Annotated in this window: 19 protein-coding genes and 1 pseudogene; 13 read left to right on the top strand and 7 right to left on the bottom strand. The window is 64.2% G+C overall.

Annotation, left to right across the window (positions count from 1 at the left end):
• Positions 1-312 precede the first annotated feature (312 nt).
• From LDZ21_RS11220 to LDZ21_RS11205, 4 genes and pseudogenes are all read left to right on the top strand, one after another.
• A complete protein-coding gene (locus LDZ21_RS11220; protein WP_244793410.1) occupies positions 313-1542 on the top strand; it encodes an efflux RND transporter periplasmic adaptor subunit in 1230 nt (409 codons plus the stop codon).
• An 18-nt stretch (positions 1543-1560) separates the two neighbouring features.
• Positions 1561-4752 (top strand): efflux RND transporter permease subunit, encoded by a 3192-nt coding sequence (locus LDZ21_RS11215; protein ID WP_244793409.1) that lies wholly within the window; start codon positions 1561-1563, stop codon positions 4750-4752.
• 1 nt (position 4753) lies between these two features.
• Positions 4754-6274: an efflux transporter outer membrane subunit gene (locus tag LDZ21_RS11210; protein WP_244793408.1), complete on the top strand. Its 1521-nt coding sequence runs from the start codon at positions 4754-4756 to the stop codon at positions 6272-6274.
• Between the two features lie 108 nt (positions 6275-6382).
• Positions 6383-6724: pseudogene (locus tag LDZ21_RS11205) on the top strand (TolC family protein); the annotation flags it as partial.
• 62 nt (positions 6725-6786) lie between these two features.
• Here LDZ21_RS11205 and LDZ21_RS11200 read toward each other — a convergent pair.
• Positions 6787-8190: a nucleobase:cation symporter-2 family protein gene (locus LDZ21_RS11200; RefSeq protein WP_244793407.1), complete on the bottom strand. Its 1404-nt coding sequence runs from the start codon at positions 8188-8190 to the stop codon at positions 6787-6789.
• Between the two features lie 343 nt (positions 8191-8533).
• On the opposite strand from LDZ21_RS11200, the gene LDZ21_RS11195 reads away from it, so the two are divergent.
• The 4 genes from LDZ21_RS11195 to fghA all read left to right on the top strand — a co-directional run bounded on the left by LDZ21_RS11195 (position 8534) and on the right by fghA (position 13274).
• Positions 8534-9946 (top strand): xylulokinase, encoded by a 1413-nt coding sequence (locus tag LDZ21_RS11195; protein WP_244793406.1) that lies wholly within the window; start codon positions 8534-8536, stop codon positions 9944-9946.
• A 107-nt stretch (positions 9947-10053) separates the two neighbouring features.
• On the top strand, positions 10054-11268 hold the full coding sequence (locus tag LDZ21_RS11190; protein WP_244793405.1) for an AGE family epimerase/isomerase: 1215 nt from the start codon (positions 10054-10056) through the stop codon (positions 11266-11268).
• Between the two features lie 35 nt (positions 11269-11303).
• Complete coding sequence (locus LDZ21_RS11185; RefSeq protein ID WP_035961252.1) at positions 11304-12410, top strand: S-(hydroxymethyl)glutathione dehydrogenase/class III alcohol dehydrogenase; 1107 nt, start codon at positions 11304-11306, stop codon at positions 12408-12410.
• A gap of 15 nt (positions 12411-12425) precedes the next feature.
• Positions 12426-13274 carry an S-formylglutathione hydrolase gene (gene fghA, locus LDZ21_RS11180; RefSeq protein WP_244793404.1) on the top strand — a complete coding sequence of 283 codons (849 nt, stop codon included), beginning with the start codon at positions 12426-12428 and terminating at the stop codon, positions 13272-13274.
• A gap of 51 nt (positions 13275-13325) precedes the next feature.
• Here the strand turns inward: fghA and LDZ21_RS11175 are convergent, their stop codons facing one another.
• The 6 genes from LDZ21_RS11175 to LDZ21_RS11150 all read right to left on the bottom strand — a co-directional run bounded on the left by LDZ21_RS11175 (position 13326) and on the right by LDZ21_RS11150 (position 17831).
• Positions 13326-14114, bottom strand: a complete 789-nt coding sequence (locus LDZ21_RS11175; protein WP_244793403.1) for a metal ABC transporter permease — start codon at positions 14112-14114, stop codon at positions 13326-13328.
• The gene (locus LDZ21_RS11170) at positions 14107-15021 is read right to left on the bottom strand and encodes an ATP-binding cassette domain-containing protein (protein ID WP_188885318.1); all 915 of its coding nucleotides are present in this window, start codon (positions 15019-15021) and stop codon (positions 14107-14109) included. The genes LDZ21_RS11175 and LDZ21_RS11170 overlap by 8 nt, the downstream gene beginning before the upstream one ends.
• Positions 15009-15902 (bottom strand): metal ABC transporter solute-binding protein, encoded by an 894-nt coding sequence (locus tag LDZ21_RS11165; protein WP_244793402.1) that lies wholly within the window; start codon positions 15900-15902, stop codon positions 15009-15011. Before LDZ21_RS11165 ends, LDZ21_RS11170 begins: the two co-directional genes overlap by 13 nt.
• Positions 15903-15928: 26 nt before the next feature.
• The gene (locus LDZ21_RS11160) at positions 15929-16396 is read right to left on the bottom strand and encodes a Fur family transcriptional regulator (protein WP_035968211.1); all 468 of its coding nucleotides are present in this window, start codon (positions 16394-16396) and stop codon (positions 15929-15931) included.
• A 110-nt stretch (positions 16397-16506) separates the two neighbouring features.
• Positions 16507-16944 carry a hypothetical protein gene (locus LDZ21_RS11155; RefSeq protein WP_244793401.1) on the bottom strand — a complete coding sequence of 146 codons (438 nt, stop codon included), beginning with the start codon at positions 16942-16944 and terminating at the stop codon, positions 16507-16509.
• Positions 16941-17831, bottom strand: a complete 891-nt coding sequence (locus LDZ21_RS11150; RefSeq protein ID WP_244793400.1) for a hypothetical protein — start codon at positions 17829-17831, stop codon at positions 16941-16943. The genes LDZ21_RS11155 and LDZ21_RS11150 overlap by 4 nt, the downstream gene beginning before the upstream one ends.
• Before the next feature lie 354 nt (positions 17832-18185).
• Between LDZ21_RS11150 and LDZ21_RS11145 the strand changes: the two genes are divergently transcribed.
• The 5 genes from LDZ21_RS11145 (at position 18186) to LDZ21_RS11125 (ending at position 23087) form a co-directional block, all read left to right on the top strand.
• Positions 18186-18959: an L-iditol 2-dehydrogenase gene (locus LDZ21_RS11145; protein ID WP_244793399.1), complete on the top strand. Its 774-nt coding sequence runs from the start codon at positions 18186-18188 to the stop codon at positions 18957-18959.
• Between the two features lie 254 nt (positions 18960-19213).
• Positions 19214-20512: an ABC transporter substrate-binding protein gene (locus LDZ21_RS11140; protein ID WP_244794826.1), complete on the top strand. Its 1299-nt coding sequence runs from the start codon at positions 19214-19216 to the stop codon at positions 20510-20512.
• Positions 20513-20579: 67 nt separating this feature from the next.
• Entirely contained in the window at positions 20580-21515 is a 936-nt protein-coding gene (locus tag LDZ21_RS11135) for a carbohydrate ABC transporter permease (protein ID WP_035968198.1), read from the top strand.
• Positions 21512-22363, top strand: coding sequence for a carbohydrate ABC transporter permease (locus LDZ21_RS11130; RefSeq protein WP_035968196.1), 852 nt, complete (start codon positions 21512-21514; stop codon positions 22361-22363). Before LDZ21_RS11135 ends, LDZ21_RS11130 begins: the two co-directional genes overlap by 4 nt.
• 55 nt (positions 22364-22418) lie before the next feature.
• Positions 22419-23087 (top strand): HAD family hydrolase, encoded by a 669-nt coding sequence (locus tag LDZ21_RS11125; protein WP_244794825.1) that lies wholly within the window; start codon positions 22419-22421, stop codon positions 23085-23087.
• Positions 23088-23090: the final 3 nt, after the last annotated feature.

Below are 23090 nucleotides of genomic sequence, written 5' to 3'. Positions count from 1 at the left end.
AAGCATTTGGGCTCGTCGAGCCCGATGCAGCGGATGATTGTTACGGCAGTAATCCGCCCATTAGCGGATTTTTACATTCGTTCGTGAATGTATTTATAATACCACCCCACACGACGACAGGACCGATGCAACTGCTTACCGGTCAACTTTCGTCACTACCGATGTTCAGATCCGCCAGCGGCGCCAGCGGCTTCAGCCAAGGTCGCGGTCCGAGGGCTCACAGATGCGCGCGTCGGCATTGAGGCGACGAGTTGCTTCTTGTTGTTGAGAAGCACGCGTTTTTTTCGCTACCAGTTACAAAGAGGTCGCTCCATGCGCTTCGAAAGGGTTCCCTATCACCTCGTCAGTGCCGCAACGGCTGCCATGCTGCTGGCGGCGTGCGGGCAAAAACAATCGGCCCCGCCGCCGCAGACGCCCGAAGTCGGCGTCGTGACGGTCCAGCCGACCGCCGTGCCGGTCACGGCCGAACTGCCGGGCCGCACGAGCGCGTATCTCGTCGCCCAGGTGCGGGCGCGCGTCGACGGCGTCGTGCTGCGCCGTGAATTCACCGAAGGTAGCATCGTCAAGGCGGGTCAGCGGCTCTACAAGATCGATCCGGCGCCGTACATCGCGCAGTTGAACAATGCGAAGGCGTCGCTTGCGAAGGCGCAGGCGAATCTCGCGTCGACGACCGCGCAGGCGAATCGCTACAAGGTGCTCGTCGCCGCGAACGCCGTCAGCAAGCAGGACTACGACAACGCCGTCGCCTCGCAAGGCCAGGCCGCAGCGGACGTGGCAGCCGGCAAGGCCGCCGTCGATGCCGCGCAGATCAACCTCGGCTACACCGACGTCGTCTCGCCGGTGACGGGTCAGGTCGGCATCTCGCAGGTCACGCCGGGTGCCTACGTGCAGGCGAGCCAGGCGACGCTGCTGGCCACCGTGCAGCAGCTCGATCCCACATACGTCGATCTCACGCAGTCGAGTCTCGATGGCCTCAAGCTGCGTCGCCAGATTCAGGAAGGGCGTCTGACGACGAGCGGCCCGAACGCCGCGAAGGTCTCGCTCGTGCTGGAAGACGGCCGCATCTATTCGGAGAAGGGCAAGCTGCAATTCACCGACGTCACCGTCGATCCGACCACCGGCTCCGTCACGGTCCGCGCGATCTTCCAGAACAAGGACCGCGTGCTGTTGCCGGGCATGTTCGTGCGCGGGCGCATCGAAGAGGGCGTGAATCCGAGCGCGCTCGTCGTGCCGCAGATCGGCATCACGCATGACCAGAAGGGCACGCCGACCGCGCTCGTCGTCGGCGACGACAACAAGGTCGCGCTGCGCCAGCTCGTCACGTCCGGCACCTACGGGCAGAACTGGGTCGTCGAAAGCGGCCTCAAGGCGGGTGACCGCGTGATCGTGCAGGGCGTCGACAAGGTCCGTCCGGGTGCGGAAGTGAAGGTAGTGCCCGCGCAACTGCCGGCAACGGCCGGGGGAGCCTCGCAGGCGAGCGATGCGCAAGCCGCACAAGCCGCGTCGTCCGCTCAACCCGCATCTGCTGCCTCGGGCGCGTAACAACCAGGAGCCCGCCTCATGGCAAAGTTCTTCATCGATCGCCCGATTTTCGCGTGGGTGATCGCCATCGTTCTGATGCTCGCGGGTGTCGCGTCCATCTTCACGTTGCCGGTCGCGCAGTATCCGACCATCGCGCCGCCGGGCGTGCAGATCAGCGCGACGTATCCGGGCGCATCGGCGAAAACGGTCGAAAACACCGTGACGCAGGTGATCGAGCAGCAGATGAGCGGTCTCGACCACTTGCTGTATCTGTCGTCGACTTCGGACGACTCCGGCACCGCGACCATCACGCTGACGTTCGCGCCGGGCACGAATCCGGACATCGCGCAGGTGCAGGTGCAGAACAAGCTGCAGCTCGCGACGCCGCTTCTGCCGCAAGTCGTGCAGCAGCTCGGCACCAAGGTCACGAAGTCGAGCAACAGCTTCCTGCTGGTGCTCGCGTTCGTGTCGGAAGACGGCAGCATGTCCAAGTACGACCTCGCGAACTACGTGGCGTCGCACATTCAGGATCCGGTCAGCCGTCTCGACGGCGTCGGCACGGTCACGCTGTTCGGCTCGCAATACGCGATGCGAATCTGGCTCAACGCGAACAAGCTCAACAATTTCGGCCTCACGCCGGTCGATGTCCAGGCCGCGCTGCAGGCGCAGAACGTTCAGGTCGCGGGCGGTTCGCTGGGCGGCACGCCGTCGGTGCCGGGGCAGATGCTGCAGGCGACCATCACCGAAGCGACGCTGCTTTCCACGCCCGAGCAATTCGGCAATGTGCTGCTGAAGGTGAATCAGGACGGCTCGCAAGTGCGCCTGAAGGACGTGGCGCGCATCGAGCTGGGCGGCGAGAACTACAACTTCGACACGAAGTACAGCGGCCAGCCCGCGGCGGGCTTCGGCATTCAGCTCGCAACCGGCGCGAACGCGCTCGCGACCGCGAAGGCCGTGCGTCAGAAGATCGACGAGTTGTCGAAGTACTTTCCGCACGGGCTCGTCGTGAAGTACCCGTATGACACGACGCCGTTCGTGCGGCTGTCGATCGAGGACGTGGTCAAGACGCTGATCGAAGGCATCGTGCTGGTGTTCCTCGTGATGTATCTGTTCCTGCAGAACCTGCGCGCGACGCTGATTCCGACCATCGCGGTGCCGGTCGTTCTGCTCGGCACGTTCGCGATCATGGGTGCGGTGGGCTTCTCGATCAATACGCTGTCGATGTTCGGTCTCGTGCTCGCGATCGGCCTGTTGGTGGACGATGCGATCGTGGTCGTGGAGAACGTCGAGCGGGTGATGGCGGAGGAGGGCTTGCCGCCACGCGAGGCGACTCGCAAGGCGATGGGCCAGATCACCGGCGCGCTGGTGGGCGTGGCGCTCGTGCTGTCGGCGGTGTTCGTGCCGGTGGCGCTGTCGGGCGGCTCGGTCGGCGCGATCTATCGGCAGTTCTCGCTGACGATCGTCTCCGCGATGGTGCTCTCCGTGCTGACCGCGCTGATTCTGACGCCGGCGCTTTGCGCGACGATCCTGAAGCCGATTCCGCAGGGCCATCACGAACAGAAGAAGGGCTTCTTCGGCTGGTTCAACCGCACCTTCGACAAGAGCCGCGACAAGTACCATTCGGGCGTCTATCACGTCATCAGGCGTTCGGGACGGTGGCTGCTGATCTATCTGGTCGTGATTGTCGCGGTGGGCTTGCTGTTCGTGAAGCTGCCCAAGTCGTTCCTGCCGGATGAAGACCAGGGCACGATGTTCGTGCTCGTGCAGACGCCGGCCGGCTCGACGCAGGAGACCACGGCGCGCGCGCTGAAGGACGTATCGGATTACCTGCTGAACGACGAAAAGTCGATCGTCGAATCGACGTTCACGGTCAACGGTTTCAGCTTCGCGGGCCGTGGCCAGAACGCGGGTCTCGTGTTCGTGCGGATGAAGGACTACGCGCAGCGCCAGAAGGGCGACCAGAAGGTGCAGGCGCTGGTCGGCCGGCTGTTCGGGCGCTTCTCCGGCTACAAGAACGCGGTGGTGTTCCCGGTCAATCCGCCGTCGATTCCCGAACTCGGCACGGCAGCGGGCTTCGACTTCGAACTGCAGGATCGCGCGGGCGTGGGCCATGAAGCGCTGATGAACGCGCGTAACCAGTTGCTGGGCATGGCCGCGAAGGATCCGTCGCTTGCGCAGGTGCGTCCGAACGGCCTGAACGATACGCCGCAGTTCAAGGTGAACATCGATCGCGAGAAGGCGCTGGCGCTCGGCGTGACGGCTGTAGCGATCGACCAGACGTTCTCGATCGCGTGGGCATCGGCGTACGTGAACAACTTCCTCGATACGGATAGCCGGATCAAGAAGGTGTATCTGCAGGGCGACGCGCCATTCCGCATGACGCCGGAAAATCTGAGCGACTGGTACGTTCGCAACGGATCGGGCGGCATGGTGCCGTTCTCCGCGTTCGCCACCGGCAACTGGACTTACGGCTCACCGAAGCTCGAGCGCTACAACGGTATTTCGTCGGTCGAAATCCAGGGCGCGGCGGCTCCCGGCAAGTCCACCGGCCAGGCGATGCAGGCGATGGAAGCGCTCGCGGCGAAGCTGCCGGCAGGCATCGGCTTCGAATGGACGGGCTTGTCGTATCAGGAAATCCAGTCCGGTTCGCAGGCGCCGATTCTGTACGGCATCTCGATCCTCGTCGTCTTCCTGTGTCTCGCGGCGCTGTATGAAAGCTGGTCGATTCCGTTCTCGGTCATCATGGTGGTGCCGCTCGGCGTGATCGGCGCGCTGCTTGCCGTGACGCTGCGCGGGCTGGAGAACGACGTGTTCTTCCAGGTCGGCCTGCTGACCACCGTCGGCTTGTCGGCGAAGAACGCGATTCTGATCGTCGAGTTTGCGCGGGAGCTGCAGATATCGGAAAAGATGGGCCCGATCGAAGCAGCGATGGAAGCAGCCCGCCTGCGCTTGCGTCCGATTCTGATGACGTCGCTCGCGTTCATTCTCGGCGTGATGCCGCTTGCGATCAGCAACGGCGCGGGCTCGGCAAGCCAGCACGCGATTGGTACGGGCGTGATCGGCGGGATGCTGACGGCGACCTTCCTCGCGATCTTCATGGTGCCGATGTTCTTCGTCGTGATCCGCGCGCAGTTCAGCGGCGACAAGGAAAATCCGGAAGTCGCGCTGGAGCATTACCAGCAGCACCATCCCGACGAGCAGCATCCGCGCGATGGCAACGAAGGACACTGACATGCGTAGACTTTCTTTGATGGCGGCGGCCGTCGCGATTCTGGCGACGGGCTGCACGATGGAGCCGAAGTACGAGCGCCCCGCCGCGCCCGTGTCGACGACGTTTCCGACCGGCGGCGTCTACGCGACGCAGCCGGGCGCGGGCGAGGGTGCGCGCACTGCGCAGGGCGTCGCGGGCGCGGAGATCGGCTGGCGTGACTTTTTCGTCGATGCGCGGCTGCAGCGGCTCATCGATATCGCGCTGAAGAACAACCGCGATCTGCGTGCGTCGGTACTGAATATTCAGGCGGCGCAGGCGCAGTATCGGATCGTGCGTTCGGAGCTGTTCCCGGCGATCAACGCGCAAGCGGATCAGTCGAAGCAGCGCACGCCGCGCAATCTGTCGTTCTTCGACCGGACTATCTCGAACACGTATTCCGTCGGCCTGAATGCGTCGTGGGAGATCGATCTGTTCGGCCGCGTGCAGAGCCTGCGGGATCAGGCGCTCGCGCAGTATTTCTCGACGGCGTACGCGCGCAAGGCGTTCGAGATTTCGCTGATCTCGCAGGTTGCCGCGCAGTATCTGCAAGTGCTGCAAGCGGATGACTTGCTGCAGGTCACCGAGCAGACGCTGAAGACGGCGCAGGAGTCGTACAACATCGTCAAGCTGCAGTTCGACAACGGCACCGCGTCCGAACTCGATCTGAGCCAGTCGCAGACGGTGGTCGAGACGGCAGCGGCGAACTATCAGGCGCAGCAGCGTGCGCGGGCGCAGGCAGTGAACGCGCTCGTGCTGTTGCTCGGCGAACCGCTTCCGGACGATCTGCCGGCCGGCATGCCGCTGAACGAGCAGGACTTGCTGACCGATATTCCGGCCGGCTTGCCGTCCGATCTGCTGACGCGCCGTCCGGACATCATGGAGGCGGAGCAGAACCTGCTGGCGGCGAACGCGAACATCGGTGCGGCGCGTGCGGCGTTCTTCCCGAGCATTTCGCTGACGGGCAGCTTCGGCACGCTGAGCCCGACGCTCGGCGGTCTCTTCAAGCCGGGTTCCGCTGCGTGGAGTTTCGCGCCGACGATCACGCTGCCGATCTTCCAGGGCGGGCAGAATCAGGCGAATCTCGATCTGGCGAACATCCAGAAGAACATCCAGATCGCGCAGTACGAGAAGGCGATTCAATCCGCCTTCCGCGATGTCGCCGATGGCCTCGCCGCACGCGGCACCTACGATCAGCAAATCCAGGCGCTGGAACGCGATACCGCCGCGCAACAGCGTCGTCTCGACTTGTCGACGATGCGTTACCGGCAAGGCGTCGACAGCTATCTCGGCGTGCTGACCGCGCAGCAGGACTTGTACTCCGTGCAGCAGACGCTCATCACCGCGCGCACCGAACGGCTCGCCAATCTGGTGACGCTGTATCAGGCGCTCGGCGGCGGGTGGATCGAGCATACCGGCGATCAGCCGCGCCCCGCGGACGCGCCAGCCGATGTCGGATCGGCAAGCGCACCGCAGGCGGCATCGTCGCCTGCGGCAGCGGGATGATCTCCATTCCTGCGCCTCATCAGTAAGTCGAAGCCCGGCCATCGCGCCGGGCTTTTTTCGTCTGTCCCCGGCCGCTTGCCTGCGCTCCGACACATTTGGTTTGCCGTCGTCAAATTTCATCAGTACGAGAAGGCGATTCAATCCGCCTTCCGCGACCTCGCCGATGGCCTCGCCGCACGCGGCACCTACGATCAGCAAATCCAGGCGCTAGAACGCGATACCGCTGCGCAACAGCGTCGTCTGGACCTGTCGACGATGCGTTACCGGCAAGGCGTCGACAGCAATCTCGGCGTGCTGACCGCGCAGCAGGACTTGTACTCGGCGCAGCAGTCGTTGATCGTCGTGCGCACGCAGCGGCTGGCGAATCTCGTCGCGTTGTATCGCGCGCTGGGCGGCGGGTGGATCGAACGCACCGGCGACGCGCCGCGCGCAGCCGACGCACCGGCGTAAAAGAAAAAGCGCCGCGGCTCATCACCGCGGCGCTCAACGCCACAACCCGCCAGCACTTCCCCTTACTGCGCTTCCGACGCCCGCGCGGTTCCATCGAACTCATGCCCTGCGTGACGAATCTCGCAGCGCGCATCGCGCTCCTTGCGCACGCCGTTGAACACGATGTTCAGCACCACCGCCGACACCGAAGCCAGCAGAATGCCGCTGTGAAGGATCGGCTCCAGCGCGTGCGGCAGTTGTGAAAAGAACTTCGGCGCGACCACCGGCACGAGGCCGAGTCCCACGCTTACCGCGACGATGAACAGGTTGTGGTGATTCTTCGCGAAGTCCACTTTCGACAGCACCTTGATGCCGTTCGCCGCCACCATGCCGAACATGACGATGCCCGCGCCGCCGAGCACGAACGGCGGCACCGATGCGACCACTTGCGCCATCTTCGGGAAGAGGCCGAGCAGCACGAGAATGACGCCGCCCGTCGCGCACACGAAGCGGCTCTTCACGCCGGTCACGCCGATCAGCCCGACGTTCTGCGAAAACGACGTATGCGGGAACGAGTTGAACACGCCGCCGATCAGCGTGCCGAGACCGTCGACACGCAGGCCGCGCACGAGCGCCTTCTGATCGACCGGACGCTCGACCAGATCGCCGACCGCGAGGAACATGCCGGTCGATTCGATGAAGGTCACGAACATGACGATGACCATCGTCGCGACGGAGAGCGCATCGAAGTGCGGCAGGCCGAAGTGGAACGGCATCACGATGCCGACCCACGGCGCATGCGCGACGCCATCCATGCTGACGCGGCCGAGCATCGCGGCGATCACGAAGCCCGCGACGATTCCGAGCAGCACCGAGATGTTCGCGATGAAACCGCGTGCGAACTTGTTGATAAGCAGGATCAGCGACAACACGATGAACGACAGCAGCAGATAGACCGGATTGCCGTAGTCCGGATTGCCGACGCCGCCCGCCGCCCAGTTGATGCCGACGCCCATCAGCGACAGCCCGATCACCGCGATCACCGTGCCGACCACGACCGGCGGGAAGAAGCGCAGGAGCTTGCCGATCATCGGCGCGAGAAAGATGCCGATGACGCCCGCGGCGATCGTCGCGCCGAAGACATCGAGAATGCCGAGCGACGGATTCGTGCCGATCGCGACCATCGGGCCGACGGCGGCGAACGTGCAACCCATGATGACCGGCAGGCGGATGCCGAAGATCCACAGGCCGAGCGTCTGAATGAGCGTCGCGACGCCGCATGAGAAGAGGTCGGCGCTGATCAGGAATGCCACCTGATCCTTCGTGAGATGCATCGCTGCGCCGAGGATCAGCGGCACGGCGACGGCGCCTGCGTACATCACGAGGACGTGCTGTATGCCCAGTGTCAGAAGCTGACCCGTCGGCAGCCGCTCGTCGCACGGATGGACCTTCGCTTGCGCGTTCGCGTGGCTGTTGCTCGATGCCATGTCGTCTCCTTGATTGCCTATTCACTTGAATGGCCTCCAAGGTAAGTGCGTCAAAAAGCCCTAACAAGACCACGCGCCGCTATACGCCGCGTTCGCAAGCCGATATGGAAAACACGCGCGGCAGACGTCGAGATCACGTCGCAGCCCTTGCTGCAAGGGGTTTGACGCACACGCGAGGATTCCTGTCGTGTGACGAAAGGCTGCAATCTGGCGAGCGTCGTTATGATGTTCATCACGGCGTTCGTATAGTGGATTTTTCGCGCTGGGCGCGCTTCGGCGGGGTTAACCCGCGATTCACTCGTTTTCCCTAACCCTTTTCGAGCACCACCGGAGAAGTCATTCCATGCGTTTTCTTGGCATTGATCTGGGCACCGGTTCGATCAAACTCGCGATCGTCGATGAAGCGGCGCGCGAGGTCGCATCATCGAGTGCGGCGTATGCGGTATCGAGCGCGCATCCCGGCTGGGCCGAAACGTCCGCCGATGCGTGGCATGCCGCGCTCGTCGATGCCGCCGCGCGTTTGCCGTCGCACGAACGCGATGCGGTGAGCGCGATCGGCTTTTCCGGGCAGATGCACGGCGTCGTCCCAGCGGCATCCGATGGCCGCGCGCTGCGCCCCGCGATGCTCTGGCCCGACACGCGCGCACGCAGCCTGCTCGACGCGTGGCCCGAGCCGCAGCCCAATCCCGTCGCGCCGGGCATGGCGGGACCGTTGCTGCGCTGGCTCGCGATCAACGAACAGGAAGTCGCCGCCAGCATGCGATGGGCGTTGCAGCCGAAGGACTGGCTGCGCGTGCGGCTCGGCGGCGCGTTCGTCACCGATCCCTCCGACGCCTGCGCGACGGCCCTTGCCGCGCCTTCCGGCGAATGGGACGAGGCGCTCATCGACCGGGCCGGCTTGCCGCGCGAGTGGTTCGCGCCGCTGGCGGCATCGCATGGACACGGCGGCGTGTTGTCGGCGCAAGCGGCGGCGGAACTGGGCCTGCGCGCCGGTATTCCGATGGCGGTCGGCGCGGGCGATACGCCTTGCGCCGCGCTCGGCAGCGGCCTCATCGGCGATGGCGATGCGCTGCTGACCACGGGCAGCGGCGGGCAGATCGTCGTGATGTGCGAGGAAGCGCCGGCGTCGATGCGCGGCTTGCATACGTATCGCGGGGCGACCGGGACGTGGTATCGCATGGCTGCGATGCAGAACGTCGGCGTCGCGCTGGAAGCGGTGCGCGCCTGGCTCGGTTACGCAAGCTGGCCCGCCGCCTACGACGAGGCCTTCGCCGCGGACGCCAGCGCCTCCGTCAGCTTTCTGCCGTACCTGAGCGGAGAACGCTCGCCGTGGATGAACCCGGCGGCGCGCGGCGGCTGGCTGGGCCTCGGTCTCGACGATACCCGGGGCTCGCTGATGCGCGCCGCGTTCGAAGGCGTGGCGTTCGCATTGCGCGCGGGGCTCGACGCGATTCGACGCAGCGGCACGCCGTTGACCGCGATGCGTCTCGCCGGCGGCGGCTCTATCGATGCACGCTGGCGTCAGCTTCTCGCGGATGCGCTCGACGTCGAACTGCACGCTGTCGATTGCCCGAACGCGGCGGCGCGCGGCGCGGCGATGCTCGGCGGCATCGCGGCGGGGCATTGGCGCGAGACGGAACTCGCAGCGCTTGCGCCCACGGCGACGCGCGTCGCTTCGCCACGAGCCGACGCCGCGCTGCAGGACAGGCACGCGCGTTTCATCGATCTGTACGGACGCGTCGAAAGCTGGTTCTGACGGCGCGCGCGTTAGCCCTTACACTTTGGCCTCGGCTTCACGTCCCTCGAGTCTCATCGAGCACGGCAGCGCCATCCGGCGCATCACGACAACATCGATCTTTCGCTATGTCCGCATCCGCACCGTCGCAACCCGACTTCCGCTCGCGCCACTTCCTGCTCGATCACGCGCTGCGCACGATGATCTTCTATCACCCGCACTGCATGGATCCCGCAGGCGGCTTCTATCATTTCTACAAGAACGACGGCACGATCTATGACCGCAAGACGCGTCATCTCGTGTCGAGCACGCGCTTCGTGTTCAACTACGCGATGGCGTACAAGCATTACGGTCTCGACGAGTATCGCGGTGGCGTGCGGCATGGCATCGACTATTTGCGCGAGTTTCATCGCAACCCGCAAACGGGCGGCTACGCGTGGACGCTGAACGGCCGCGAAGTCACCGATGCGACCAATCATTGCTACGGCCTCGCGTTCGTCGTGCTCGCGTATGCGAAGGCGGTCGAAGCGGGCTTCGACGAAGCGCGCGCCTATCTCGACGAAACCTGGCAACTGATGGAAACGCGCTTCTGGGACGCCGAGCACGGTCTCTACAAGGACGAGGCGAGCGCCGACTGGAAGGTGTCGGAGTATCGCGGGCAGAACGCGAACATGCATGCGTGCGAGGCGTTTCTCGCCGCGTTCGAGGCGACCGGCGAGACGCGTTATCTCGACCGCGCCGCGCTGCTCGCCGACAACATGGTGAACCGCCAGGCGGCGCTCGCGGGCGGCCTCGTGTGGGAGCATTACAAGCCGGACTGGTCGATCGACTGGGACTACAACAAGGGTGATCGCAGCAACATCTTCAGGCCGTGGGGCTTTCAGCCGGGGCATCAGACCGAATGGGCGAAGCTGCTGCTGATTCTCGACCGGCATCGGCCCGAAGCGTGGCATCTGCAACGCGCACGCGAACTGTTCGACCGCGCGCTGGCATCGTCGTGGGACGGCGAGCATGGCGGCATGGTCTATGGCTTCGACACCGAAGGCAAGTTCTACGACGAGGACAAGTACTTCTGGGTGCAGGCTGAGTCGCTCGCGGCGGCGGCCCTGCTCGCGGACCGCATGCAGCGCGAAGGCGACGCCGATGCCGCCGCGCATTACTGGCGCGAGTACGACCGTCTGTGGGCCTATAGCTGGGCGCATTTCGTCGATCATCGGTACGGCGCGTGGTATCGCATCCTGAGCCGCGACAATCGCCAGTACAGCGACGAGAAAAGCCCCGCCGGCAAGACCGACTATCACACGATGGGCGCATGCTACGAAGTCCTGAACGTCATCCGATGAATCAATCAAACGCAAGCAACCGAGGAAACTGAACGATGAAGACCAAAGCCGCCATCGCATGGAAAGCAGGCCAGCCGCTCACCATCGAGGAAGTCGATCTTGAAGGCCCGCGTGCGGGCGAAGTGCTGATCGAAGTGAAAGCGACGGGCATTTGCCACACCGACTACTACACGCTGTCGGGCGCGGACCCGGAAGGCATTTTCCCGGCGATTCTCGGCCACGAAGGCGCGGGCGTGATCGTCGATGTCGGGCCGGGCGTCGGCACGCTGAAGAAGGGCGATCACGTGATTCCGCTCTACACGCCGGAATGCCGCGAGTGCAAGTTCTGCTTGTCGCGCAAGACGAATCTCTGCCAGAAGATTCGCGCGACGCAAGGCAAGGGCCTCATGCCCGATGCGACCTCGCGCTTCTCGCTCGACGGCAAGCCGCTCTTTCACTATATGGGCACGTCGACGTTCTCGAACTACATCGTGGTGCCTGAAATCGCCGTGGCGAAGGTGCGTGAAGATGCGCCCTTCGACAAGATCTGCTACATCGGCTGCGGCGTGACGACGGGCGTCGGCGCGGTCGTGTATTCGGCGAAGGTGGAAGCGGGCGCGAACGTCGTCGTGTTCGGGCTGGGCGGCATCGGCCTGAACGTGATTCAGGGCGCGAAGATGGTCGGCGCGGACAAGATCATCGGCGTCGATATCAATCCGGGCCGCGTCGAACTGGCGAAGAAGTTCGGCATGACGCACTTCATCAACCCGAACGAAGTGGAGAACGTCGTCGATCACATCGTGCAACTGACCGATGGCGGCGCGGACTATTCGTTCGAATGCGTCGGCAACGTGAAGCTGATGCGTCAGGCGCTCGAATGCACGCACAAGGGCTGGGGACAGTCGTTCATCATCGGCGTGGCGGCGGCGGGCGAAGAAATCAGCACGCGTCCGTTCCAGCTCGTCACGGGCCGCGAGTGGAAGGGTTCGGCGTTCGGCGGCGCACGCGGCCGCACGGATGTGCCGAAGATCGTCGACTGGTACATGGAAGGCAAGATCAATATCGACGATCTCATCACGCATCATCTGAAGCTCGATCAGATCAACGACGGCTTCGACCTGATGAAGAAGGGCGAGTCGATCCGTTCCGTCGTCATCTATTGAGCGAAGGAGACCGCCATGCTCGAACTCATCGAGGAGCACCGTTGTTTCGATGGCGTGCAGCGCATCTATCGCCATGAGTCGGAAGCGATCGGCCTGCCGATGCGTTTTTCCGTCTTTCTCCCTGCACAGGCCGCTTCGGCCAAGGTGCCGGCGCTGTTCTACCTCGCCGGCCTGACGTGCACCGAGGAGACGTTTCCGATCAAGGCGGGCGCACAGCGTTACGCGGCGGAACATGGCATCGCGCTGATCGCGCCGGATACAAGTCCGCGCGGCGCGGACATTCCCGGCGAGAAGGATGGGTGGGACTTCGGCGCGGGCGCGGGCTTCTACGCCGATGCGACGCGCGAGCCGTGGAGCAGGCGGTATCGCATGTACTCGTACGTGACGCAGGATTTGCGCCGCGCGGTGCTGGCCGAATTGCCCGTTCGCGAGGACCGGCTAGGCATCTTCGGGCATTCGATGGGCGGGCATGGCGCGCTCGTGCTTGCGCTGCGCAATCCGGACATCTATCGCAGCGTGTCGGCGTTCGCGCCGATCGCCGCGCCGTCGCAATGTCCGTGGGGCGTGAAGGCGTTCACCGGCTATCTCGGCGACGACCGCGAAGCATGGAAGCAATACGATGCCAGCGAGCTAGTAAAAGGCGATGCCGCTTCGCGCTTCGAAGGCGGGATTCTGATCGATCAGGGACTGGCGGATCAGTTCCTCGCCGAGCAGCTTCATCCCGATGTATTCGAGCGCAATGCGCGGGAGGCGGGACATAGCGTGACCGTGCGCCGGCACGAAGGCTATGACCACGGGTACTTCTTCATCTCGACGTTCGTCGGCGAGCATATCGCGCATCATGCGCGGGTGTTGTGCCGCTGAAGCACTGAAAAGCCGGTCGTGTCCGTCGCGGCACGACCGGTTTCCCGGCGGTCAATGACCGCGCCGCCTCAGCAAACTTCCCCCATACACCACCGCTGCGAGCATCGTGATCCAGAAGCTCGTCGGCCAGTCGGTGTAATAGGCGAGCGTCAATCCGATCCACGCCTGGCCGAGCGCGAACAGCGCCGCGAGCGCCAGTCCGGCCGACAAGCGCGTCGTCACGTTTTGCGCGGCAGCGGCCGGCCCGACCATCAGCGCGAACACGAGCAGCACGCCGACGATCTGCGTGCACGCCGCCACCGCGAGCGCCGTGATCGCGAGAAACAGCACCGACACGAGCCGCAGCGATACGCCTTTCGCCTCCGCCAGCTCCGGCTGCAGCGACGCAAACAGCAGCGGCCGCATGATGACGCCGAGCGCGAGCAGGCTCACCGCCGCGAGCCCCGCCAGCAGGACGAGCGTCGCGTGATTCACGCCGAGCACGTTGCCGAACAGCAGCGCGGTCGCTTGCGTCGCATACGCGGTGAAGAAATGCAGGAACAGCAGGCCGAAGCCGAGCGATAAAGAAAGAATCACGCCGATGGCCACATCGCGGCCCGACAGTTTCTCGCCGAGCGCGCCCATGCCGACGCCCGCGGCGAGCGTGAAGCCGACCATGCCCCAGATCGGCGGCATGCCGAGCAGCACCGCGCCTGTGGCGCCAGTGAAGCCGACGTGCGATAGCGCGTGACCCGCGAAGGTCTGTCCGCGCATCACGAGAAAGTAGCCGACGATCCCCGACAGCACCGCGACGATCCCCGACGCCGCGAATGCATTCACCATGAAGTCGTATTCAAACATTGTGCGTGTGCTTTCCCTTCTTGCCGTGACCGTGCGCGGAGCCATGCGCGTGATCGTGCCCGTGATCGTGTTCATGCTCGTGCCCATCGCCTCCCTCGTGCGCGTGGTCGAGCTTGTCGATTTCGACATCGCCGGACATCACGAAGATGCGGCCATTCACGCGCATCACGTCGATGGGCGAACCGTAAAGACGCGACAGCACGGGCCTGGTGATGACCTCTTCGACAGTGCCGAGCGCCGCGCGCCCGTTGCCGAGATACAGCACGCGATCGAGCGAATTCAGGAGCGGATTCAGTTCATGCGCCGAGAACAGCACGGTGATGTTCAGCTCACGCTGCACGCGCCGCACCAGTTCGACGACGCCGGTCTGATGACGCGGATCGAGGCTGATGAGCGGCTCGTCGAGCAGCAACAGACGCGGATTGCCGAGCAGACATTGCGCGAGCAACAGCCGCTGGCGCTCGCCGCCCGATAGCTCCGACAGCGGCCGGGCCGCCAGTTGCCGCGCGTCGACGAGATCGAGCACGCGCTCGACATCGGCGCGAATGCGGGCATTGCGATGCGGCAAGCCCCAGCGATGCCCGTCCGCCGCCATCGCGACGAAATCGCGGCCCAGCACGCGGCGGCCCGCGAGTCCGCTGCGAATCTGCGGCATATAGCCGATGGATGCATTGCCGCGCATCACCGCTTCGCCGTTCACGCGGATCGCGCCCGACGCGACCGGCACGAGGCCGAGCAGGGCGCGCATCAGCGTGGTCTTGCCCGCGCCGTTCGGCCCGAGCACGCCGATGAATTCGCCGGTGTTCACGGTGAAGCTCGCGTCGTTGAGAATCGCGCGCCCGCCGAGTTCGAGCGTCACGCGATCGACTTCGAGCGCGGCCTGTGGCTCGTGCGTCATCGTTGCCATCCTTGCAGCGCGCCCGCGAGGGCGTCGAGTTGCGTCTGCATCCATTGCTGATACGTCTTGCCGGCGGGCAGCGTCTCCGTGACGCTGATGCTCGGCACGTGCGCGTCCTTCGCGACATCGAGCAGCCGCCGCGTGAGCGCGCCGGTCGCCTGGCTGTTGTAGATGAGCACGTGCACGCGCCGCTCGCGCAGGTCTTTCTCGAACGCGGCGATGTCGGCGGGGCTCGGCTCGGTCTCGTTCATCTCGGCGGCCTGGAAGCGCTGGTTGCGCATCTCGAAGCCGATCGCATCGGCCATATAGCCGAATACCGGTTCGGTCGCGGTCACGGGCACGCCCTTGAAGTGCGACTTCATCACCGCGATGCGCGCGTCGACGGGCTTCAGCGAATCGAGGAAAGCGGCGAGGCGCGCGTCGTAATCGCTCTTGTGCGCCGGGTCCGCGCTCGACAAATACGCGCTCACCGCTTTCGCGACAGCGGGCATCGTCGGCGGGTCGTACCAGAGATGCGGATTGTCGCCGGGCTTCTTGCCGGTGAGCTGCGCCGCGACGATCACCGTGCGCTTGCCGTTGCCCTTCGATGCGCCGAGCAGCTTGTCCATCCACGGATCGTAGTCCGCGCCGTTATAGACGACGAGCGCGGCGTGCTGAAGCGCGCGCGCGGTCTTGGGGCTGGCTTCGAACAGATGCGGGTCCTGGTCCGGATTGCTGAGGATGCTCGTCACGTCCACGCGGTCGCCGCCCAACTGGCGGATGACATCGCCATAAAAATTCTCCGCCGCGACGATCGCTACGCGTGCGTTTTGCGCCGGCGTTTGCGCGGCGGCGGTGTGGCAGAGGCTGAACGCAACGGCGATGCAGGTCAGGACATGCGCGAGTTTCATCGTTTTCCTTGTGGGGGTGCGGAATGTCACGCGCCGTGTTGCGCGCGGTGTTTGAACTGACAGTCGCTGCACAGGCCGCTCAGTTCGACGACCTGATGACGCACCTGAAAGCCGTGCGCGGTCGGATTCGCGGACAGCGACGAGGCGAGCTCGCGGCCCTGGATTTCGAGCGTCGCGCCGCATTCGTCGCAGATGAGGAACTGGCTTTCATGGGGCTTGCCGGCATCGCAGCACGCGACGAACGCGTTCTTCGACTCGATGCGATGCACGAGGCCGTTTTCGACGAGGAAGTCCAGCGCGCGGTAGACGGTCGTGGGCGGCACGCGCGCGCCGCGTTTGGGCTCCATCGCGTCGATGAGGTCGTAGGCGCCGATCGGCTTGTGCGCCTTCAGCACGAGTTCGTAGACGTGGCGACGCAGCGGCGTCAGCGCGAGGCCGCGCTCATCGGCGAGCGCTTCGGCGCGGGCGAGCATGGTTTCGATGGACGCGGTCATGTCGTGGTCGCCGTGGGTTGCGGCGTTTCGATTGAATTGTCGCGATGATATAACGTATCAACGGGATGTGCACGCGTTCGACCGTTGGCACCGGTACTGCGGAGGCGTGTTTAGCGGCGAGACAGGCGGCCAGCCTGCGCGTCTCGCATGATCGCGTAGATGAGAGGGTCGTTCGTCACGCGGATTCGACCGGTATGCGTGACTTTTCCGTGCAGTGTAGTGGCGCCCAGCACGAACTCGCAGTCGTCATAGCACGTCAGCGTTCCGGTGCTCAGGCCGTCCTCGTAACGAACGGCGGGCCCACCCTTGCGGACGCCGAGAAACCAGACGAGAACTCGCGATTCCGCGTCGACATTATTGATGGGAATCTTTGCGTACTCGAATGCATCGCCGCGTCTTCCGACATAGAAGTGGTCGGGTTCAGTCGTCGGCGCGTTCGGATTCGCACGCTCTGGAACGGCCGCTTGGCCCGTGGCAATCGATTCTTGACCGATGAGCAAGACCGCCGACGCGAAACCGACCGCGAGATGGCCACGCCAGCGATTCATGGCGTGCGCAGTCCTTTCGCCGGACGCGAAGCTCCAGCCAGGCTCCGGGCGTCGAGATCGATACGACACGCCTCGAAAAATTCCGCTTTCGTCCGCCATTTCGAGTGACCGTTCGGCGAACCGAACACGAGTTCATCGTCCCTCGGCGCGTCGTACGTATTAGGTGCAACCGAGAAACGCGTCTTTCGCGAAGCCAGCGCGACGAGCGTCTTCTTTCCGGACGGCGCGACCTTGAACACGCGTATCCATGCCGGATGGTCGCCGAGCGCGGACGGGTCGGTTGCTTGCTCGTCGTCGTTCGCCGTGCGCGGCGCCCATCCGACCACGATGACTTCCACCGCCTTGCCGCTCCCGTCGAGAAGCTCCTGACGTTGCACTTGTTTGCCGAGCAACTGGAATCGGGACACCGGCACGTGCGAGCCAGCCCGGAAATATTCTGCGATGACCCAGTCGCCTCCCGAGGACACGATCGGAACGTCGCGACGGCGATCGTAGCGATAGATGGCCGGCATATGGGACAACACGGATTGCGGCACGGCCGCGTCGGGAAACGAATAACGCGCTGGCTTGAAGTCTCCGGTCTCCGACTTGATGGAGTTCGCCGCACTCATGTCCAGAGGCAGTTGCCGAGGCTGCAATGCGATGGATATGAGTCGTCCGCCCGCGATTTTCGCAACATAGGGCGGATGGGACGACTCCACGGTTTTTATGGGAATCGTGTCCCGAGCTGACGCAGAAGCGTTCGCTGTGAGGGCGGGGACGAGTATCGCAATCGCGCACAGTAGCGTCTTGAAGCGGGTGTTCATTCGTATCGGTTCGTTGGGTCGTGGGCGGCAGATGTTCCGGTGTTCAGCCGTGTGCTGTCGAATGGGCAGTGTTTCGGTCAACGCGAAAGGTCCGCGCCGCCGGGCGTGCATCGCGTTGCCATCGCAAACTTGACGTCTTCGATACCGCGGTCGCCTGCCACGCAGAGCCAGTTACCTGTTTCGCGAAAACGAAGAACATTGCGGAGCGCCGCACGGCTCGTCAACGAGACCAATCCTAGAACGGCGCGTTGGCCGATAAACCGTGAGGCGCGCAGCGGCAGCAACCCGTAAGTTGGCGCACTGCACCATCGATGCCTCGTTTTCCCACCTTGACATCGCTTCGTCCAGCACCGATCATTCGATCACACAACGAGCAATTGTTCGGTCGCAGAGCGTTCGCTCACCACCGCGCCGAACGAAGACCCGGAGACATCGGTGAGACTGAAAGACAAGATCGCGGTCATCACAGGCGCGGCGAGCGGAATCGGTGAGGCGGTCGCGCGGCGTTATCTCGACGAAGGCGCGAAGCTCGTCATCGTCGACGTCAAGGACGAGCAGGAACTCTCGCAGCGCTTCGCCGACGCGTCCGACCGCGTCCTCGCGCTCAGGGCGGACGTCACGCGCCGGGAGGACATCGAGCGCATCGTGGCGAGCGCCGTCGAGCGCTTCGGCGGCATCGACATACTGTTCAACAACGCGGCGCTCTTCGACATGCGCCCGATCCTCGACGAATCCTGGGACGTGTACGACCGCCTGTTCGCGGTCAACGTAAAAGGCATGTTCTTCCTGATGCAGGCTGTCGCCGCACGCATGGTCGAGCAGGGACGGGGCGGCAAGATCATCAACATGTCGTCGCAGGCGGGGCGGCGCGGCGAGGCGCTCGTCGCCCACTATTGCGCCACGAAGGCGGCAGTTATCAGCTACACGCAATCAGCGGCGCTCGCGCTCGCGAAAGAACGCATCAACGTGAACGGCATCGCGCCGGGCGTCGTCGACACCCCGATGTGGGAGCAGGTCGATGCGCTCTTCGCACGCTACGAAAACCGGCCGCTCGGCGAAAAGAAACGCATCGTCGGCGAGGAAGTGCCGCTCGGGCGCATGGGCGTGCCCGCCGATCTGACCGGCGCCGCGCTGTTCCTTGCATCGACCGATTCCGATTACATCACCGCCCAGACCCTGAACGTGGACGGCGGCAACTGGATGAGTTGATCCGCGCATGCGCCTTGCAGCATCGGGCGCACCGTCTATATTGAAACGGCGTCGCGGACGATGAAACCGCGCGAATGCACTCAACTCACACGTGCATCGCGCATCGACACAAGGCAGACAGACGGCCCTCGATGACCGTCCCTGCGCCCGTGCTAACGAAAAAGGAGACGAACCGAATGAACCGCACCCAACGCATCGTTCCAGCACAGCCGCGCGCGCGGCGGGCCACCACCGCATTCCTGACCCTGTCGGCGATGTCGGCCGCGCTCGCGGCCGCGGCTCTCGTGCCGCTTTCCGCACAAGCCGCGACGACCATCACCATCGCGACGCTCAACAATCCGGACATGATCGAGCTGAAGAAGCTCTCGCCGGCATTCGAGAAAGCGAATCCCGACATTCAGCTCAAGTGGGTGATCCTCGAAGAAAACGTGCTGCGCCAGCGCGCAACGACCGACATCACCACCAACAGCGGCCAGTTCGACGTACTGACCATCGGCACGTATGAAGCGCCGCAGTGGGGCAAGCGCGGCTGGCTTTCGCCGATGACCGGCCTGCCCGCCAACTACGATCTCGACGATGTCGTGAAGACGGCCCGCGACGGCCTCTCGTACAACGGCCAGCTTTACGCGCTGCCGTTCTATGTCGAAAGCTCGATGACGTATTACCGCAAGGACCTTTTCCAGGCCGCTGGCCTGAAGATGCCGGACCAGCCGACCTACGACCAGATCAAGCAGTTCGCGGACAAGCTCACCGACAAGTCGAAGGGCCAGTACGGCATCTGTCTGCGCGGCAAGGCGGGCTGGGGCGAGAACATGGCGTTCGTTTCGACGGTGGTGAATACCTTCGGCGGCCGCTGGTTCGACGAGCAATGGAAGGCGCAGCTCGATACCCCCGAGTGGCACAAGGCAGTTTCCTTCTACGCCGACCTGCTGAAGAACGACGGCCCCCCGGGAGCCAGCTCGAACGGCTTCAACGAAAACCTCACGCTGATGTCGTCCGGCAAGTGCGCGATGTGGATCGACGCCACTGTCGCGGCAGGCATGCTCTACAACAAGTCGCAATCGCAAGTCGCGGACAAGATCGGTTTCGCCGCCGCGCCGACGCAGGTCACGCCGAAGGGTTCGCACTGGCTGTGGTCGTGGTCGCTTGCGGTGCCGAAGACGTCGAAGCAGCAGGATGCCGCGAAGAAGTTCGCCGCGTGGGCCACGTCGAAGGAATACATCGAGATGGTCGGCAAGGACGAAGGCTGGGCGTCGGTGCCGCCGGGCACACGCAAGTCCACCTATGCGCGGCCCGAGTACAAGCAGGCCGCGCCGTTCGGCGACTTCGTGCTGAAGGCGATCGAAACCGCGGACCCGAACGATTCGTCGCTGAAGAAGGTGCCGTATAGCGGCATCCAGTTCGTGGGCATTCCCGAGTTCCAGTCGTTCGGCACTGTCGTCGGACAGTCGATTGCCGGCGTCGTCGCCGGGCAGACGAGCGTCGACAACGCGCTGAAGGCGGCCAACGCGGCAGCCGATCGCGCGGTCAAGCAAGCCGGGTATCAGAAGTAAATCCACGCAGTGTGCGGGCCGCACGATGCGGCGCGGCCCGCTGGCATCATCGAGAGGTGACACGATCATGCGTCAACTTAATCCCGCCATCACCGATCACTTCGAGGAGTCCGCCGCCGAGCGCGACAAGAAGCGCGCGAAGTCGGTCCGCTGGCTCATCACGCCATCGTCCGGATTGCTGTTCCTGTGGATGGCCATTCCGCTCGCGATGACGATCTGGTTTTCGTTCTCGCGCTACAACCTGCTCAATCCCGATGTCAAAGGATTCGCGGGCTTCGACAACTTCGAGTTCCTCGTCACCGATCCGGCGTTCGGGCCGTCCATCGGTCATACGCTGACGCTGATCATCTCAGTGCTGGCGATAACCGTCATCGGCGGCGTGCTGCTCGCCGTGCTGTTCGACCGCAAGTTCGTGGGGCAGGGCATCGCGCGGCTGCTCGTGATCGCGCCGTTCTTCGTGATGCCCACGGTCTCGGCGCTGATCTGGAAGAACATGATCCTGCATCCGGTGTATGGCCTCGTCGCCTCGCTGATGCGATCGCTCGGGCTTCAGCCGATCGACTGGTTCGCGGACTATCCGCTCTTCGCGGTGATCGTGATCGTCGCGTGGCAGTGGCTGCCGTTCGCGTTCCTCATCCTCTTCACCGCGATTCAATCGCTCGATCAGGAGCAGAAGGAAGCGGCGCGCATCGACGGCGCAGGCCCGTTTTCGATGTTCTTCTTCATCACGTTGCCGCATTTGAAGCGCGCGATCGCGGTCGTCGTGATGATGGAAACCATCTTCCTGCTCTCGATCTTCGCTGAAATCTATACGACGACCGGCGGCGGCCCCGGCACCGCGACCACGAACCTTTCGTACCTGATCTACGCGCTGGGTCTGCAGCAGTTCGACGTGGGTCTAGCATCGGCGGGCGGCATTCTGGCGGTCATTCTGGCGAACATCGTTGCGTTCTTCCTCGTTCGCATGCTCGCGAAGAACCTCAAAGGGGAGTACGAGTCATGAGCACGCAATCCGTTACCACAGCGCCTTCCGTGCCCGTGCTGGACCGTGTGAAGCGCATCGTGCCCGGCGTCGTCGCGTGGATCGTCTCCATCCTGCTGTTCTTCCCGATCTTCTGGATGACGATCACCGCGTTCAAGACCGAGCAGCAGGCGTATGCGTCGTCGCTGATTTTCTCGCCGACGCTCGACAGCTTCCGCGAAGTGTTCGCGCGCAGCAATTACTTCGGCTTCGCGCTGAACTCGGTGATGATCTCCGTGGGCGTCACGGTCATCTGCCTGATTCTCGCGGTGCCGTGCGCGTACGCGATGGCGTTCTTTCCCACGAGAAAAACGCAGAAGCTGCTGCTGTGGATGCTCTCCACGAAGATGATGCCGTCGGTCGGCGTGCTGGTGCCGATCTATCTGCTGTGGAAGAACGCGGGCCTGCTCGATACGGTCAGCGGTCTCATCATCGTGTACACGCTGATCAATCTGCCGATCGCGGTGTGGATGGCGTTCACGTATTTCAACGAAGTGCCGAAGGACATACTAGAGGCGGGGCGCATCGACGGCGCGACGACGTGGCAGGAGATCATCTATCTCCTCATGCCGATGGCGCTGCCGGGGCTTGCATCGACGGGGCTGCTGCTCATCATCCTGTCGTGGAACGAAGCATTCTGGAGCATCAACTTGTCGAGCTCGAACGCTGCGCCGCTGACGGTGTTCATCGCGTCGTATTCGAGTCCGGAAGGCTTGTTCTGGGCCAAGCTCTCGGCGGCTTCGCTGCTGGCGGTCGCGCCGATCCTGATCGTCGGCTGGCTGTCGCAGAAGCAGCTGGTGCGCGGTCTGACGTTCGGCGCGGTCAAGTGAGGGCGGGCTCGTGACATCAAGTTCATTCGAAGCGGCCAACCTCGAAGATCGCCTGATGATCTGCGATTGCGACGGCGTGTTGATCGACAGCGAAGCCGTGGCGGCGCGCATGCTCGTGACCGAGCTGGAGGCGTTATGGCCGGGCGTCGATGTCGAGCCTGTGGTGATGCCGCTGCTCGGCTTGCGCATCGAAGCGGTGCTCGCGAGCGCGGCCGATACGGTGAATCGCACGCTCACGCCGGAGCAGGTCGTCGCGATCCGGCGGTCCGTCGAAGCGGCAGCGGTGCAGGCCCCGCCCGTGAAAGGCATCGAAGCGGCGCTCGCTGCGGTGCCGCTCAACAAGGCCTGTGCGAGCAATAGCTTTTCTTCGTATGTCGATACCGTGCTGCAACGCACCGGCCTCGTGCGCTTTTTCGGCGAGCGGCGTTTCTGCGCGGACATGGTGGCGAATCCGAAGCCCGCGCCCGACGTGTATCTCGCGGCGGCTCGCGCGATGGGCGTCGATCCGCTGCGCTGTCTCGTCGTCGAGGACAGCGTGACGGGCGTGACGGCGGCGAAGGCGGCGGGCATGCCGGTGCTCGGCTTCATCGGCGGCGGGCATGCGACCGAAGGGCAGATCGGTGCGCTCGAGCGCGCGGGCGCTGAAATCGTGTTCGACGATATGGCGCGCCTGCCCGCGCTGGTCGATCAATGGCTCAAGCACGCGACGTTCGAGGAGAAATAGCGC

The organism is Caballeronia grimmiae (genome assembly GCF_022879615.1).
Classification (GTDB): domain Bacteria; phylum Pseudomonadota; class Gammaproteobacteria; order Burkholderiales; family Burkholderiaceae; genus Caballeronia; species Caballeronia grimmiae.
This window is presented reverse-complemented; position numbering and strand designations above follow the sequence as displayed.